Genomic DNA, 15,253 nt, shown 5'->3' on the forward strand with positions numbered 1-15,253 from the left:
ATGGTAGGTAAAAATGGAAATTAGTGAAATTCAAAGTGTGTTAGATGAACTAAAAAAACGTCTAAATCACTTTAGGGGGTCTCTTTGACTTAGATGCGATTGATGAAAGCATCGAAATTAATGAAAACAAGATGGCGCAGCCTGATTTTTGGAATAACCAGGAAAAAGCGCAAAAATTAATTAGTGAAACCAACCGATTAAAGGAAAAACGTGATTCATTTTTAAAATTGCAAACTAGCTACGAAGACGAAACTACTGCGGTTGAACTTTTGCGTGAAGAACCAGATCCTGACTTGCAAAAAGAAGTTGAAGCGGATCTAGCTACGCTGCAAGAAGATTTTCATAATTATGAGTTAGACCTGCTCTTGTCGGGTAAGTATGATAGCCATAATGCTTTGATGGAAATTCACCCTGGTGCTGGCGGTACAGAAGCGATGGACTGGGGACAGATGCTTCTAAGAATGTATCAACGTTATTGTGATACAGCTGGTTTTAAATTTGAAATCAACGATTATGAGCCTGGTGAAGAAGCTGGGCTGAAGAGCGTTAGTGCGCGAATTGTAGGTAAAAATGCTTACGGAATGCTTAAATCAGAAAATGGTGTCCATCGTTTGGTTAGAATTTCGCCATTTGATGCGGCTAAAAGACGGCATACATCATTTGCTTCTGTAGAAGTGATTCCAGAAGTTGATGACAGTATTCAAATTGATATTGATCCTAAGGATTTACGGATTGATGTTTACCGCTCTAGTGGTGCTGGTGGGCAGCATATTAATAAAACTTCTAGTGCCGTTAGAATTACGCACTTACCAACAGGAATTGTGACTACGTCTCAGGCACAGCGTTCACAATTGCAAAACCGTGAAACTGCGATGAATGAATTAAGAGCAAAGCTTTTTCACTTAGAAGAAGAAAAAAAGCGTAAGCAAAAGCAGGCTCTGAAAGGCGATCAAAAGGAGATTGGCTGGGGATCACAAATTAGGTCATATGTTTTCCATCCTTACAACCTAGTGAAAGATTTGCGGACAGGTCATGAAACAGCTGACGCTCAAGGAGTAATGGACGGAAAATTGCAACCGTTTATTTATTCCTATTTACAGTGGTTGCTTAGTCAAGAGAATCCAGATTAGGTTAAAAAATGAGTTTAATGGGAATTGTAACGCTTGTTTTAGTAGCGCTAATTATTTTAAGTTTATTGTTTGTTCTATTTAAGGCATTTATTTTACTTTTACCAGTAGCTGTAATTGCGATTTTAATCATTTGGCTTATTTATCGGTTTACTGGAAGGAAAAATCAAGATAATATGCCAAGTAGTGGAAGTTATCGTGAGTGGTTTAAGGCTACTAGTACTTCTGGTCCTAGACCAAGAAAAAAAGCTAGAAATGTCACCACTAAAGATATTGATAAATAGTTAGGAGGCCTAATATGGCTGATGAAGTTAGATTAAGCAAATTGATCCAGGACAATCAGAGTATCCTTGAAGTTTACCAAGGACAGGAATATATCAAAGATGAAGAAATTTATGTTTCTGATATTTATCGCCCTGGATTAGAATTAACTGGTTATTTTGATTTTTATCCTGCGCAACGAATTCAGTTATTGGGTCGGACAGAAATTTCATATGCGGCACGCTTGGACCATGATATTAGAATGCATGTCTTTAACAAAATGTGTACTAAGGCTACACCGTGTTTTTTGATTTCTCGATCTTTGCCTGTACCGGAAGAATTAACTACGGCAGCAGAGGAACACAAAATCCCAATTTTGCGTACAAGAGAATCTACCACGTATATTTCCAGTATTTTAACTGAATACTTACGTGCACGTTTAGCTAAAAGAACTAGCATTCATGGGGTTTTAGTTGAAATTAAAGGGATGGGTGTCTTGCTAACCGGTGCATCTGGTGTTGGTAAGTCTGAAACTGCTTTGGGTTTGGTTCAAAGAGGCCATCGCTTGATTGCAGATGATCGAGTAGATGCCTTCCAAAAAGACCATAATACAGTTGTAGGTGAAGCGCCTAAGATTTTGAAGCATCTAATGGAAATCAGAGGAATCGGTATTATCGATGTGATGAACTTATTTGGTGCTGGTGCTGTTAAAAATAGAACCGAGATTCAACTGGTAATTAATTTGGTTAATTGGGATCCTAAGGCTAACTATGATCGCTTAGGTTTTCAAGAAAATACACGTGAAATCTGTAATGTGCCAATTCCACAAGTAAATATTCCGGTTAAGGTTGGACGTAATATTGAAATTATTATTGAAGTAGCAGCAATGAACTTTAGAGCTAAAAAGATGGGCTATGATGCTACGCAAACTTTTGATAACAATTTAACTAGTTTAATCTCAGAACACTCAAAGGAAGACACGAATAAGGAGGAACTACATAATGACTAGTTTAATAATTAATCCAGTAGCTTTTCATCTAGGAAGTTTAAGCGTTAAATGGTATGGCATTATTATGGCAGTTGCCATTGTTTTGGCCTGCTTGATGGCAGTTAATGAAGGAAAAAAGCGGCAAATTATTCCTGATGACTTTGTTGATTTATTGTTATGGGCGGTACCTCTAGGTTATGTTGGTGCTCGAATTTATTATGTGATTTTTGAATGGAGCTACTACTCACAGTACCCAGAACAAATCATTGCCATTTGGAATGGTGGGATTGCCATTTATGGTGGATTAATCGCCGGTTTAATTGTACTGTTAGTTTTCTGCTATAAGCGTATGTTACCGCCATTTTTGATGTTAGACATTATTGCGCCGGGGGTAATGGCCGCTCAAATTTTAGGGCGCTGGGGCAATTTTGTTAATCAGGAAGCTCACGGTGCGCCAACTACGCTTCATTTTTTACAAAGTTTGCATTTACCGCAATTTATCATTGCCCAAATGAAAATAGGTGGGACATATTATCAACCAACTTTTTTGTATGAATCATTTTTTAATTTGATTGGTTTAATTTTAATTTTGTCCTTGCGTCATAAGAAACATCTCTTTAAGCAAGGGGAAGTTTTCATGACCTATCTTCTTTGGTATAGTGTAGTGAGGTTCTTTGTTGAAGGAATGAGAACAGACAGCCTGTATATTTTTGGTATAATACGAGTATCACAGGCATTAAGTTTAATCCTCTTTATTGCTACAATTATTTTATGGATTTATCGGCGGAAAGTCGTTAAGCCAAAATGGTATTTGGATGGTAGTGGATTAAAATACCCGTATTCAAGAGATTAGAATTAATAAAAGATTTTAATTAGAAAGTTTGAGAGAAAAAATGATAAAGATTGCAGTTTTAGGTAATGGTTCATGGGGTTCAGTATTGGGTTCAATGTTAGCCGATAATGGTAACGATGTAACTCTTTACGGTAACATTGATAGTGTTAATGAAGAAATTAACGCTCACCACACCAATAGCCATTATATGAAGGATTGGAAATTAAATGAGAATACCAAGGCTACTGGTGATTTGGAAGCAGCTCTTGATGGGGCAGAACTTGTTTTATTTGTTTTGCCAACTAAGGCAGTTAGAATCGTTGCTAAAAACGTACGCAAGGTTTTAGATAAGACGGGTGCTAAGCCACTGTTAGTTACTGCAACTAAAGGGATTGAACCAGGCAGTAAGAAGCTTATTTCTGAAATTTTAACTGAAGAAATTTATCCAGATGATGAAGATAAGATTGTTGCAATTTCAGGTCCTAGTCACGCAGAAAATGTTGCTCAAAAAGATTTAACCGCGATTGCATGTGCATCAACTAATGAAGAAAATGCTAAGCGGGTACAAGAATTGTTCTCCAATGACTACGTTCGTTTCTACACTAACGATGATTTAGTAGGTGTAGAAGTTGGTGGTGCCGTTAAGAACGTAATTGCGATTGCTGCAGGTATTTTAGTAGGCCAAGGATATGGTGATGACGCCAAAGCTGCCTTGATGACTAGAGGTTTAGCAGAAATCACTCGTTTGGGTGTGCAATACTTTGGTGCTAAGCCAATGACCTTCTCAGGCTTGTCAGGTATTGGTGACTTAATTGTAACTTGTACTTCAGTAAACTCACGTAATTGGCGTGCTGGTAAACAAATCGGCGAAGGCAAGACTTTAGATTACGTTTTGAAAAATATGGGACAAGTTGTCGAAGGCGCTACTACTGTTAAAGCTGTTCACGAATTATGTGAAGAAAAGGGCATTGATATGCCAATTTCAGAGGCAATCTACCGTGTTCTTTATGAAGATGCTGATGTTGATACAGAAATTAAGAAAATGATGGGTAGAGAACCAAAGCCTGAAATTCGTTTATAAAAGATAAGCAAAATAGTTGGCAAGAAGGTAAATCTATTGTATTATTTACTTATCAAAAGTAAGTAGAAAGAAGGATAGATTATGGCTGATAAATACGACGTAATTATTATTGGTGCAGGTCCTGGTGGAATGACTGCTGGCTTATATGCTGCGCGTGCTAACTTAAAGATTCTTGTTCTTGATCGCGGTCCCTATGGCGGTCAAATGAACAATACTGATGCTATCGACAATTATCCTGGTTTTTCTGAAATCAAAGGTCCAGAACTTAGTCAAAAGATGTACGACACAATGATGAAGTTTGAACCAGATTATAAGTATGGCAACGTACAAAGTGTTGAACTCGATGGCGAGGATAAGTTAGTTAAAACTGATGATGGCAATGAGTATCGTGCACCGATCGTAATTATTGCTACAGGTTCAGATCATAAGCATTTGAATGTGCCTGGAGAAGAAGAATATTCAGGCAAAGGTGTTTCATATTGTGCCGTCTGCGATGCCGCTTTCTTTAAAGATGAAGATGTAGCTGTCATCGGTGGTGGTGATTCAGCAATTGAAGAAGGAATTTATCTTTCACAATTAGCTAAGAGCGTTACAGTTATTCACCGCCGTGATCAATTGCGAGCACAACCAACTTTGCAAAAGCGTGCATTTGCCAACAAGAAGATGCATTTCATTTGGAATGCACAAACTGAAGAAATCTTAGGCGATGACATGAAAGTCACAGGGGTTAAGTACCGCGATAAGGAAACTGGTGCCGAAAAAGAAATTCCAGTTGCTGGTGTCTTTATTTACGTGGGTGTTTTACCACAAACTGAACCTTTTAAGGATCTTGGTATCTTGGATGACCATGGTTGGATTGTAACTGATGATCATATGGAAACTAAGGTGCCTGGTATCTTTGCTTTAGGTGATGTTCGTCAAAAAGATTTACGCCAAATTGCTAATGCAGTTGGTGAAGGTAGTGTAGCTGGTCAAGCTGCATATAATTACTACCAAGACTTGCAAGACAAGAAAAATTAAATTTATTCGTTTTTTCGGCTCTTTGTCAAATGGTGTTGATAAAAGTCAATTAAAAATTAAATAATAGGGAAAGGCATTAGGCTGCTAAATAGTAGTCTGATGCTTTTTCTTTAATAATGGCATCCTTTTCTTCTAGCTTGATTCTGGTTACTAGATGATTGAAGTTAGCGTAACCGTAGGCAGTACGTTCAATCTGTTTAATCTTACGGTTGGTTCCTTCAAGGCAACCGTTTGATTCATCGAACTTAGCAGCGTTGAGAATATCATGTAGATTACGTTTGAAAGTATTTAAAGTGGCGTGCATCATATTGCCAACATGATCTTTGCTTTGAATTAGGCTTCGTAACTTCTTGGTATCTCTATCTTTTAAAGCTTTACTGATATCTTGCATAAGGTTATAAGTATTTTCAAGCTTATTGTTTAAAGAAAGCCCATCAGCCACGATTTGTTCTTGAGTTAGGGTATCTTTTAATCTGGATTGATAGCACGGCTTAACTTTTTCCAGATCATCAAAAGGCTTAAGATAAAGTTTCCAGTAATATTTAAGCAGGTTGTATTCCCATGAACCTTTTTTGTGCTGCTTCATTTCTTGAATGCGACAGGAATTAAAGGAACGGTTAAGCATCTGAACGATATGGAAACGGTCGAGGATTACTTGAGCATTAGGAAAAAGCTCCTTAGCCATAATGTCATAATAGTAATTAAGATCCATAGTTACAGTCTTAACCTTGTTTCTTACGGTTATTGGGAAACGTTTAAAGTAATTGATAATATTTTTTTTAATCTGGTAGGCAGTACCTTAACTATTTTGTGCGTGTGACCATCAATGGCAATAAAGTGCAGCCGCTGCCAACGCCTCTGAATTCATCAAAAGCCAGGTATTCCGGCAGCCAGTCGGTATCTTCAAAGGAAGACGGACTATATTTCTCTAGTACGCGTTGCACGGTATTGGCTGAAGTTGAAGTTTGTCTGGCAATGCTCTTCATGAACCAGTCTTCGGTTAAAGAGCCAATAATTTTACGCTTGGTGGCATTAGAAATACAGCAGTATTTATCTACTAGTTCCGTTTGAGCCATCGAATTCGTCTGACAATTACGGCAGATAATTCTTTCTTTAGCTATTCTGATAAAGCCAGGTAGACTAGCATCTAAAGCAGGATAACGCACATTTGAATATAGGTGACCATTATGTACGATGGTATCTGAGCCGCAGTTTAAGCAATGGTCTAAATGTACAATAGCGTGGTAGAACTTGGCTTCACGATTACGATATTTGCCAGTTGAGATATCCAAAAATTCTAACAAAGGGTCTTTAATATTCAGAGAAAATTTAATACAATCATTGCAAGAGGACATAAGCAATTCACCTTAATTTCTAAAGAGTGGTTTCAAAGGACATTATGCAGTGAGGCTTGTGCCTCTTTTTTAATGCAAAAAATCCTATTGATAGAATATCATAGAAATCTATCAACAGGATTTATCATAGAACCGTTTTTTCATTAAGACATGTTCGTATTGGACATGTCTTTTTTTGTCTAAAGCTTAAATTAATGACTAATAAGTTTTATAATTAATAGCAGATAATAGAAAATTGTTAACAGTTTGAAAGCGCTTTAGAAATCCAATTTTTAATGAATAGAGGACATTGATGGACGCTAAAGAAATTTATACAGAATGGCAAAAAGCTACTAATTTACCAGATTATTTAAAAGATCAATTAAATACTTTGGGTAAGGATGAAAAATGGATCGAAGATGCCTTTGGACAGGATATTAATTTTGGTACTGCGGGGATGCGTGGTCGTCTTGAACCCGGTACCAACCGGATTAACTTGTTTACTGTAGGTCGAGTAACTGAAGGCTTAGCTCGTTTAATTGAAGAAAATGGTGCTGATGCTAAAAAGCGTGGGGTAGCTATTTCCTTTGATTCAAGATATCACTCAAGAGAGTTTGCAGAACATGCTGCCAGAGTTTTAGGTGCACACGGAATTTATGTTTACTTATTTGATGATTTAAGACCGACACCAGAACTTTCATATGCAGTACGTCATTTGCATACTTTCGCTGGAATTAATATCACTGCTTCACACAATGCTAAGCAATACAATGGCTATAAAGTTTACGGTGAAGATGGTGCACAAATGGCACCAGATAATGCAGATCGACTTTTTGCTTATGCTCAAAAAGTAACTGATATTTTTGCTGTCAAGGCTGCACCAGTAAAAGAATTGCGTGCTAATGGCACCTTGCAGTTAATAGGTGAAGATGTTGATGAAGATTACTTGAATGAATTGAAGCAAGTAACTGTTGATCCAGAGATGGTTAAGGCCAACGCTGACAAGTTAAAGATCATTTATACTCCACTTCATGGTACAGGCAAGATGCTTTATGATCGTGCTTTCAGACAAGGCGGCTTTGATAATGTGATTCCTGTGCCAAGTCAATCAATCATTGATCCAGAATTTCCAACCACAATTAAGCCTAATCCAGAATACCGTGATGTTTTTGAACCTGGTTTTAAGTTGGCAAATAAGGTAAATGCTAATGTCATTATTGCTACTGACCCGGATGCTGATAGAATGGGTGCAGCAGTTAGAAAAACTGATGGTGATTTCCAAGTTTTGACTGGTAACCAAATTGCTACTTTGATGGCTTACTACCTATTGGCTCATATGAAGGAAAATGGTCAATTAACCCCTGATTATGAGATCGTTACTTCAGTTGTTTCTAGTGCTTTGCCATTTAAGATTGCAGAGGACTTTGGTATTAAGACTAAGCATGTTTTGACGGGCTTTAAGTACATTGGTGAAGAAGTTGACCGGATGAATAAAGCTGGTGATGCTAAGTTCTTGATGGGCTTTGAAGAAAGCTATGGCTATTTGTTTAAACCATTTGCTCGTGATAAGGATGCCATGCAGGGTGCATTGATGTTTGCCGAAGTTGCTTCATACTATGCTTCACGTGGGATGACTGTCTTTGATGGTTTGCAAGAAATTTGGCAAAAGTATGGCGTTGCTTATGAAATTACCCGTGCAATTGAAATGCCAGGTATTGGTGGTCAAAAGAAGATGGCCGAATTAATGAGCAAGTTGCGTAATGAGCACTTAACCGAAATCGGCGGTAGTAAAGTGCTTAAGATTCAAGATTTCTTGCAAAAAGAAACTATTGAAAATGGCAAGAAGACACCATTAGAAGGGTTCCCAGAATCTAATGTGTTGAAGTACTTTTTAGATGATGAAACCTGGGTAGCACTTCGCCCATCAGGTACTGAACCAGTAATTAAGGCCTATGTTGGTGTAAACAAAAAAGACATTGCCACTGCAGAAAAGGCAGCTGAAGATTATCAAAAGGCTTTAGCAGATTTACTTAAATAATTAAGCATTTTTCGTGCGAAAGCACGTTCGCGGTAGTAAAATATAGATACTAATTAAAAAGTTGGACTATGCTTGTCCAACTTTTTTCTTGAGGAGTTTTTTATGATTAAACGACAAAAAAATCGCAAATTTGAATTAGTATCAAAGTTTAAACCAGCCGGTGATCAAGAGCAAGCTATTGATAAACTGACTGCTGGATTTAAAAAAGGATATAAAGAACAGATTCTGGAAGGTGCAACTGGTACTGGGAAAACTTTCACCATGGCCAATATTATTGCTAAGCTGAATAAGCCTACACTAGTTATTACGCATAATAAGACCTTGGTAGGGCAACTATATGGTGAGTTTAAAAGTTTCTTTCCTAATAATGCAGTTGAATATTTTGTTTCATACTATGATTATTATCAGCCAGAAGCTTACGTTCCACAATCAGACACTTATATTGAAAAGGATTCGGCAATCAATGATGAAATTGATCAGTTGCGGCATGCTACTACCTCAGCTTTAATGGAGCGTAATGACGTAGTAGTTGTTGCTTCGGTTTCTTGTATCTATGGTTTGGGTGATCCTAAAGAGTATGCGCGCAGTGTCTTGATGATCCATGAAGGCGAAGAATATGACCGTAATACCTTGTTGCGTGATTTGGTAAATATTCAATATGATCGTAATGATATTGACTTTCAACGCGGTCGTTTTCGGGTCCGCGGGGATGTAGTTGAGGTCTTTCCAGCCGGCAATTCTAATCATGCTTATCGAATTGAATTCTTTGGTGATGAAATTGATCGCATTGTTGAAGTTGATTCGTTAACCGGTGAGGTGATCGGTGAGCGTGAGAGTATTTCGCTTTTCCCAGCTACGCACTTTATGACCAATGACGAGCAATTGCGGCGAGCTTTGGGAGCAATTTCTAAAGAGATGAAATTGCAGGTTAAAAAGTTCGAAGGCGAAGGCAAATTGCTTGAAGCTGAAAGAATCAAGCAACGTACTACCTATGATATGGAAATGATGGGTGAAGTTGGCTATACCAACGGAATTGAAAACTATTCAAGGCATATGGAAGGACGAAAAGCAGGAGAGCCACCGTATACTTTGTTGGATTTCTTCCCAGATGATTTCTTAATTTTAATTGACGAATCACATGCTACTATGCCTGAAATTAGAGCAATGTACAATGGTGACCGTAATCGTAAGCAAACCTTGATTGACTATGGTTTCCGTTTGCCATCTGCACTTGATAACCGTCCATTAAAGCTATCCGAATTTGAAAAGCATGTTAATCAAATTTTGTATGTCTCAGCTACCCCAGGTGATTATGAACTTGAACGAACAGATCATAAGGTTGAACAAATTATTCGACCAACCGGATTGCTTGATCCCAAGATTGAAGTAAGGCCAATTGAGGGGCAAATTGATGATTTAGTTGGCGAAATTAATAAACGGATTGACCGTCATGAACGAGTCTTTGTTACTACTTTGACCAAAAAAATGGCGGAAGACTTAACCGATTATTTGAAGGACTTAGGAATTAAAGTACGTTATTTGCACTCTGATATTAAGACGCTGGAAAGAATGCAAATTTTGCGTGACTTACGGTTAGGTAAGTTCGATGTCTTAATTGGAATTAACCTGTTGCGGGAAGGAATCGATGTACCGGAAGTTTCACTGGTAGCAATTCTGGATGCAGATAAGGAAGGCTTCTTGAGAGCATATAGGCCGCTGGTTCAGACTATGGGACGGGCCGCCCGTAATGCCAATGGTGAAGTAATCATGTATGCTGATACGATTACTGATTCCATGAGAGCAGCGATTAAAGCTACCAAGCGTCGGCGTAAAATTCAGATGGAATTTAACAAAGAGCATGGCATAACGCCTAAGACAATCATTAAGCCGATTCAAGACGTAATTTCGATTACTAAACCGTCGAGTGAAAAAGAAGAAAAATCTGATAGTTTTGCAGATCTTAATTTTGATGAATTGTCGGCTAAGCAAAAGAAGACAATGATTAGCAACTTGCAAGAGCAAATGCAAGAAGCAGCTAAGAAGCTTGACTTTGAAGAAGCTGCTAACTTGCGGGATGCAATTATGGAATTGCAAAAATCATCAAGAAAACCGAAGACAAGAAAAGGAAAGAATTTTAATGGCAAATGATAAGATCGTTATTCGCGGAGCACGTGAACATAATTTAAAAGACATTAATTTAACTATTCCTAAGGATAAGTTAGTAGTTATTACTGGCTTATCTGGTTCAGGTAAAAGTTCTTTAGCCTTTGATACGCTTTATGCAGAAGGGCGTAGACGTTATGTGCAATCACTTTCTAGTTATGCTAGACAGTTTTTGGGGCAAATGGATAAACCAGATGTGGATTCAATTGATGGTTTAAATCCAGCAATTTCAATTGATCAAAAAACAACGTCACATAATCCACGGTCAACAGTTGGGACCGTCACTGAGATTAATGATTATTTACGTTTGCTTTGGGCCAGAGTAGGCCATCCAATTTGTCCTAATGATGGGACGCTGATTCAACGACAATCAGTTGATCAGATGGTTGACCGAGTGATGGCTTTACCAGAAAGAACGAAAATTCAAATTTTAGCGCCAGTTATTCGTGCTAAGCGTGGAGAACACAAGGAAGTATTTAAGCGAGTACAACGTGCAGGATATGTTCGTGTAATTGTTGATGGTGAGATGCACGAAATTGGTGAGGATTTTGAATTAGCTAAGAACAAGCGCCACTCAATCGATATTGTCGTTGACCGTTTGATTGTTAAGGATAGCATTAAGTCTCGCTTATTTGATTCTGTTGAAGCTGCACTTCGTTTGTCAGATGGCTACATGAATGTTGATGTAATTGGCGGTGAAATGCTTAACTTTTCTGAGTATTATGCTTGTCCAAAGTGTGGCTTTACTGTGGGTGAAATGGAACCAAGACTGTTCTCCTTTAATGCACCATTTGGTGCCTGCCCTGATTGTGATGGGTTAGGGATGAAGTTAGCAGTAGACGAAGATTTGGTTGTTCCGGACAAAACAAAATCTTTAGCTGAAGGTGCACTGGCTCCATGGAAGACTTCCAATTACTATACTGAAATGTTGGAACAAGCTTGCACGGCATTAAAAATTCCGATGGATAAGCCTTTTAATAAACTAACTAAACGTCAACGCGACATTATTCTGCATGGCTCAACTAAGCCGGTGAAATTCCATGTAACTGGTGACTTTGGCGTTAATGATACCGTTCAACCATTTGAAGGAGTAATGGCCAATGTTGAGCGGCGTTATAAACGACCAATGTCCAAGTTTATGCGTGATGTGATGGGCAAATATATGACTGAACTTACTTGTTCAACTTGTCACGGCAAGCGTTTGAATGAAAAAGCATTAGCAGTGAAAGTCATGGGCAAGGATATCGCGGAAGCTTCGGAGCTTTCTATTGATAAAGCACTTGATTTCTTTAAGGACGTCAAATTAAGCGAGCAAGAGACTATGATTGCTAAGCCAATTTTAAAGGAAGTACGCGATCGTCTTTCATTCTTGGATAGTGTAGGATTAGATTATTTAACTCTTTCTCGATCAGCTAATACCTTGTCTGGTGGTGAAGCTCAGCGTATTCGGTTGGCAACTCAAATTGGCTCAAACTTATCGGGAGTTATGTATGTTTTGGATGAACCATCTATCGGTTTGCATCAACGCGATAATGATCGGCTGATTGCTTCTTTAAAGAGAATGCGTGATTTAGGCAATTCTTTAATTGTGGTAGAGCACGATGACGAAACAATGCGGCAAGCTGACTATTTGGTTGATATGGGACCTGGTGCCGGTGTTTACGGTGGTAAAGTTATGGCACAAGGAACTCCTAAAGAAATAGAGCAGAATCCTGATTCTTTAACGGGGCAATATTTGTCTGGTAAAAAATTTGTGCCGGTTCCATTGAAGCGTCGTAAAGGCAATGGTAAAAAGATTACAATTACTGGAGCTCAAGAAAATAATTTAAAGAATATTAATGTTGATTTTCCGTTGGGCAAATTTATTGTGGTCAGTGGTGTCTCAGGTTCTGGTAAATCTACTTTGGTTAATATGATCTTGAAACGCGCTTTAGCCCAAAAATTAAACAATAATTCAACTAAGCCAGGTAAGTATAAGTCAATCAAGGGTTACAAGAATATTGAAAAAATCATCGATATCGATCAAAGCCCTATTGGTAGAACACCACGTAGTAATCCTGCAACTTATACTAGTGTTTTTGATGATATCAGAACCTTATTTGCTCAAACTAATGAAGCAAAATTGCGTGGTTATACTAAAGCAAGATTTTCGTTCAACGTCAAAGGTGGACGTTGTGAAGCCTGTCATGGTGATGGAATTATCAAGATTGAAATGAACTTTTTGCCTGATGTATATGTACCATGTGAGGTTTGTCACGGCACTCGTTATAATTCTGAAACATTGGAAGTAACTTATCGGGGAAAGAATATTGCTAAAGTGCTTGATATGACGATTAATGAAGCAACTAAGTTTTTCGAAAATATTCCTAAGATTCAGCGTAAACTCCAGACTATCGTTGATGTAGGTTTGGGCTATGTGAAATTAGGTCAATCCGCTACAACTTTATCTGGTGGTGAAGCTCAAAGAATGAAATTAGCTGCTGAATTGCAAAAACTTTCTACTGGTAAAAATTTCTATATTCTTGATGAACCAACTACCGGTTTGCATACCGATGATATCAAGCGTTTATTAGAAGTTTTGCAGCGGTTGGTAGATGAAGGCAATACGGTTTTAATTATTGAGCATAATCTTGATGTAATTAAAAATGCAGATTGGCTGATTGACTTAGGTCCTGAAGGAGGGGAACGTGGCGGTCAAATTGTGGCTACCGGTACGCCAGAAGAAGTAGCGAAAGTTAAAGAAAGCTATACTGGTCAGTATTTGAAACCAGTCTTAGAACGCGATACTAAACTAACAAAAGAAGCAAAAAAATAGGCTAGAAGACAATAGCCAATAGTTTTTATTAACCTTGAATAAGTGTAAAATAGTCTGCAAGGAGGAATAAAAATGGATATTTTTTCTAGTTCTAGAGATAATCGCGGCTTTGACTGGGGCGCATTTATTGCCGGTATCTTAATGGTCGTAGTTGCGTTCGTGTTATTACGTCACCCAGCTAAAGGGTTGCATGCATTTGTCTTGATTTTTGCTATTGTATCAATCGTTCAAGGTATTGTATGGTTGGCTGCTTACTCACGCTTTCGTGAATTTTTCTCACGTAGTTGGGTAGCAATTGTGTCAGGTGTATTAGATATCATTATCGGTATCTTGTTCATTTGCTCATATGATATTGGTGGTTTGACTATCGCTTACTTATTTGCAATCTGGTTCTTTGTTGATTCAGTTGTAGGTATTGCTTGGTCATGGCACTTACGTGCATTTTCAACCGGATACTTTGTATTTAACTTGATTTTGAATATTTTAAGTTTGATTATTGCCTTCTTCTTAATTATTAATCCAGTAATCGCAGCCTTAAGCTTAGTATGGTTAGTTGCATTCTGGTTATTAGTCTTTGGCATTAATGAAATTGTGGTTGCATTTATGCACCGTTAATATTTGATAAAAATTTAAGCCGAAAGGCTTCTTTTTTTTGCACAATTATGACACACCCGGTATGATATAATTTGTAAAGAGGAGGATTTTAGCATGGCTGATGAGAAAAAACAATTATTAATAGTCACAGGCATGAGCGGAGCAGGTAAAACTGTGGTCGCTCATGACTTAGAAGATATGGGCTACTTTGTAGTCGATAATCTTCCTCCAACTTTATTAGGTAGTTTTTGGGATTTAATTAATAATTCCAATGACTTTCATAAGGTAGCCGTAGTAATTGATTTACGAGTTAAGACATTTTATCGCGATTTATTGGATGAAGTTAATTCACTTGAAGATAATGGCAATGTGCAAGCTACTATCCTATTTTTGGATGCTTCCGATGATGTCTTGGTTGCTCGTTATAAAGAAACAAGGCGTCTTCCGCCTTTAGCCAATAATGGCAAAGGTCGCTTGCTTGATGGCATTCAAGAAGAACGTCGTATTTTAATGCCAATTAAAAATAGATCAAATTATATTATCGATACGTCAAACTTGTCGACTAAGGAATTAAAGCAAAAATTAATCAATACATTTAGTGATCGCAAGCGGCAGCCATTTTCAATTGAAGTGATGTCATTTGGCTTTAAGTATGGGATGCCAATTGATGCAGATATTGTAATGGATGTGCGTTTTTTGCCTAACCCATTTTATATTTCAGAATTAAGACCATTTACGGGACTGGACAAGCGTGTATTTGACTATGTGATGAACAAAGAAGAAACACAGGTCTTTTATAAAAAATTGCTTGATTTGCTTGAAACAGCTATCCCTGGATATATCAAAGAAGGGAAGGAAAAGTTGACCATTGCAATTGGTTGTACTGGGGGTCAACACCGGAGTGTTTCAATTGCCCAACAGTTGGCACGAGATTTAGCTAAAAAATATCCAGTCGATATTACTCACCGTGAAGTGAGTCGTTATATTAGAAAGTAGGTGC

General features: G+C 37.9%; 11 protein-coding genes and 1 pseudogene. 11 read left to right on the forward strand and 1 reads right to left on the reverse strand.

Features of this window, described 5'->3' with window-relative positions:
- Positions 1 to 13 precede the first annotated feature (13 nt).
- The 6 genes from prfB to trxB all read left to right on the forward strand — a co-directional run bounded on the left by prfB (position 14) and on the right by trxB (position 5,309).
- Positions 14 to 1,130, forward strand: a protein-coding gene (prfB, locus tag CP352_RS01165) for a peptide chain release factor 2 (protein ID WP_098034847.1) whose coding sequence is annotated in 2 segments (ribosomal slippage) — positions 14 to 85 and positions 87 to 1,130 — 1,116 coding nt in all. Because the reading frame shifts where the segments join, the coding sequence is not laid out codon by codon here.
- Positions 1,131 to 1,138: 8 nt separating this feature from the next.
- Positions 1,139 to 1,411: a hypothetical protein gene (locus tag CP352_RS01170; protein WP_013086056.1), complete on the forward strand. Its 273-nt coding sequence runs from the start codon at positions 1,139 to 1,141 to the stop codon at positions 1,409 to 1,411.
- Positions 1,412 to 1,425: 14 nt separating this feature from the next.
- Positions 1,426 to 2,397, forward strand: a complete 972-nt coding sequence (hprK, locus tag CP352_RS01175) for an HPr(Ser) kinase/phosphatase (RefSeq protein ID WP_065990292.1) — start codon at positions 1,426 to 1,428, stop codon at positions 2,395 to 2,397.
- Complete coding sequence (gene lgt, locus CP352_RS01180) at positions 2,390 to 3,229, forward strand: prolipoprotein diacylglyceryl transferase (protein WP_089143521.1); 840 nt, start codon at positions 2,390 to 2,392, stop codon at positions 3,227 to 3,229. The genes hprK and lgt overlap by 8 nt, the downstream gene beginning before the upstream one ends.
- Positions 3,230 to 3,269: 40 nt before the next feature.
- Entirely contained in the window at positions 3,270 to 4,289 is a 1,020-nt protein-coding gene (locus tag CP352_RS01185; RefSeq protein WP_013086058.1) for an NAD(P)H-dependent glycerol-3-phosphate dehydrogenase, read from the forward strand.
- 81 nt (positions 4,290 to 4,370) lie between these two features.
- Positions 4,371 to 5,309, forward strand: a complete 939-nt coding sequence (gene trxB, locus CP352_RS01190; RefSeq protein WP_005718646.1) for a thioredoxin-disulfide reductase — start codon at positions 4,371 to 4,373, stop codon at positions 5,307 to 5,309.
- 76 nt (positions 5,310 to 5,385) lie between these two features.
- Here trxB and CP352_RS01195 read toward each other — a convergent pair.
- Positions 5,386 to 6,664 (reverse strand): annotated as a pseudogene (locus tag CP352_RS01195) (ISL3 family transposase).
- A gap of 292 nt (positions 6,665 to 6,956) precedes the next feature.
- Here CP352_RS01195 and CP352_RS01200 point away from each other — a divergent pair.
- From CP352_RS01200 to rapZ, 5 genes are all read left to right on the forward strand, one after another.
- Complete coding sequence (locus CP352_RS01200) at positions 6,957 to 8,681, forward strand: phospho-sugar mutase (RefSeq protein WP_061204546.1); 1,725 nt, start codon at positions 6,957 to 6,959, stop codon at positions 8,679 to 8,681.
- A 102-nt stretch (positions 8,682 to 8,783) separates the two neighbouring features.
- Positions 8,784 to 10,829 (forward strand): excinuclease ABC subunit UvrB, encoded by a 2,046-nt coding sequence (gene uvrB / locus CP352_RS01205; protein ID WP_089142983.1) that lies wholly within the window; start codon positions 8,784 to 8,786, stop codon positions 10,827 to 10,829.
- The gene (gene uvrA, locus CP352_RS01210; protein WP_089143006.1) at positions 10,819 to 13,659 is read left to right on the forward strand and encodes an excinuclease ABC subunit UvrA; all 2,841 of its coding nucleotides are present in this window, start codon (positions 10,819 to 10,821) and stop codon (positions 13,657 to 13,659) included. Before uvrB ends, uvrA begins: the two co-directional genes overlap by 11 nt.
- A 72-nt stretch (positions 13,660 to 13,731) precedes the next feature.
- A complete protein-coding gene (locus CP352_RS01215) occupies positions 13,732 to 14,274 on the forward strand; it encodes an HdeD family acid-resistance protein (RefSeq protein ID WP_005722726.1) in 543 nt (180 codons plus the stop codon).
- 93 nt (positions 14,275 to 14,367) lie between these two features.
- Positions 14,368 to 15,249 carry an RNase adapter RapZ gene (gene rapZ, locus CP352_RS01220; RefSeq protein WP_005718656.1) on the forward strand — a complete coding sequence of 294 codons (882 nt, stop codon included), beginning with the start codon at positions 14,368 to 14,370 and terminating at the stop codon, positions 15,247 to 15,249.
- Positions 15,250 to 15,253 lie beyond the last annotated feature (4 nt).

It is taken from the genome of Lactobacillus sp. UMNPBX1, assembly GCF_002554085.1.
In the GTDB taxonomy this organism is placed as follows: domain Bacteria; phylum Bacillota; class Bacilli; order Lactobacillales; family Lactobacillaceae; genus Lactobacillus; species Lactobacillus crispatus.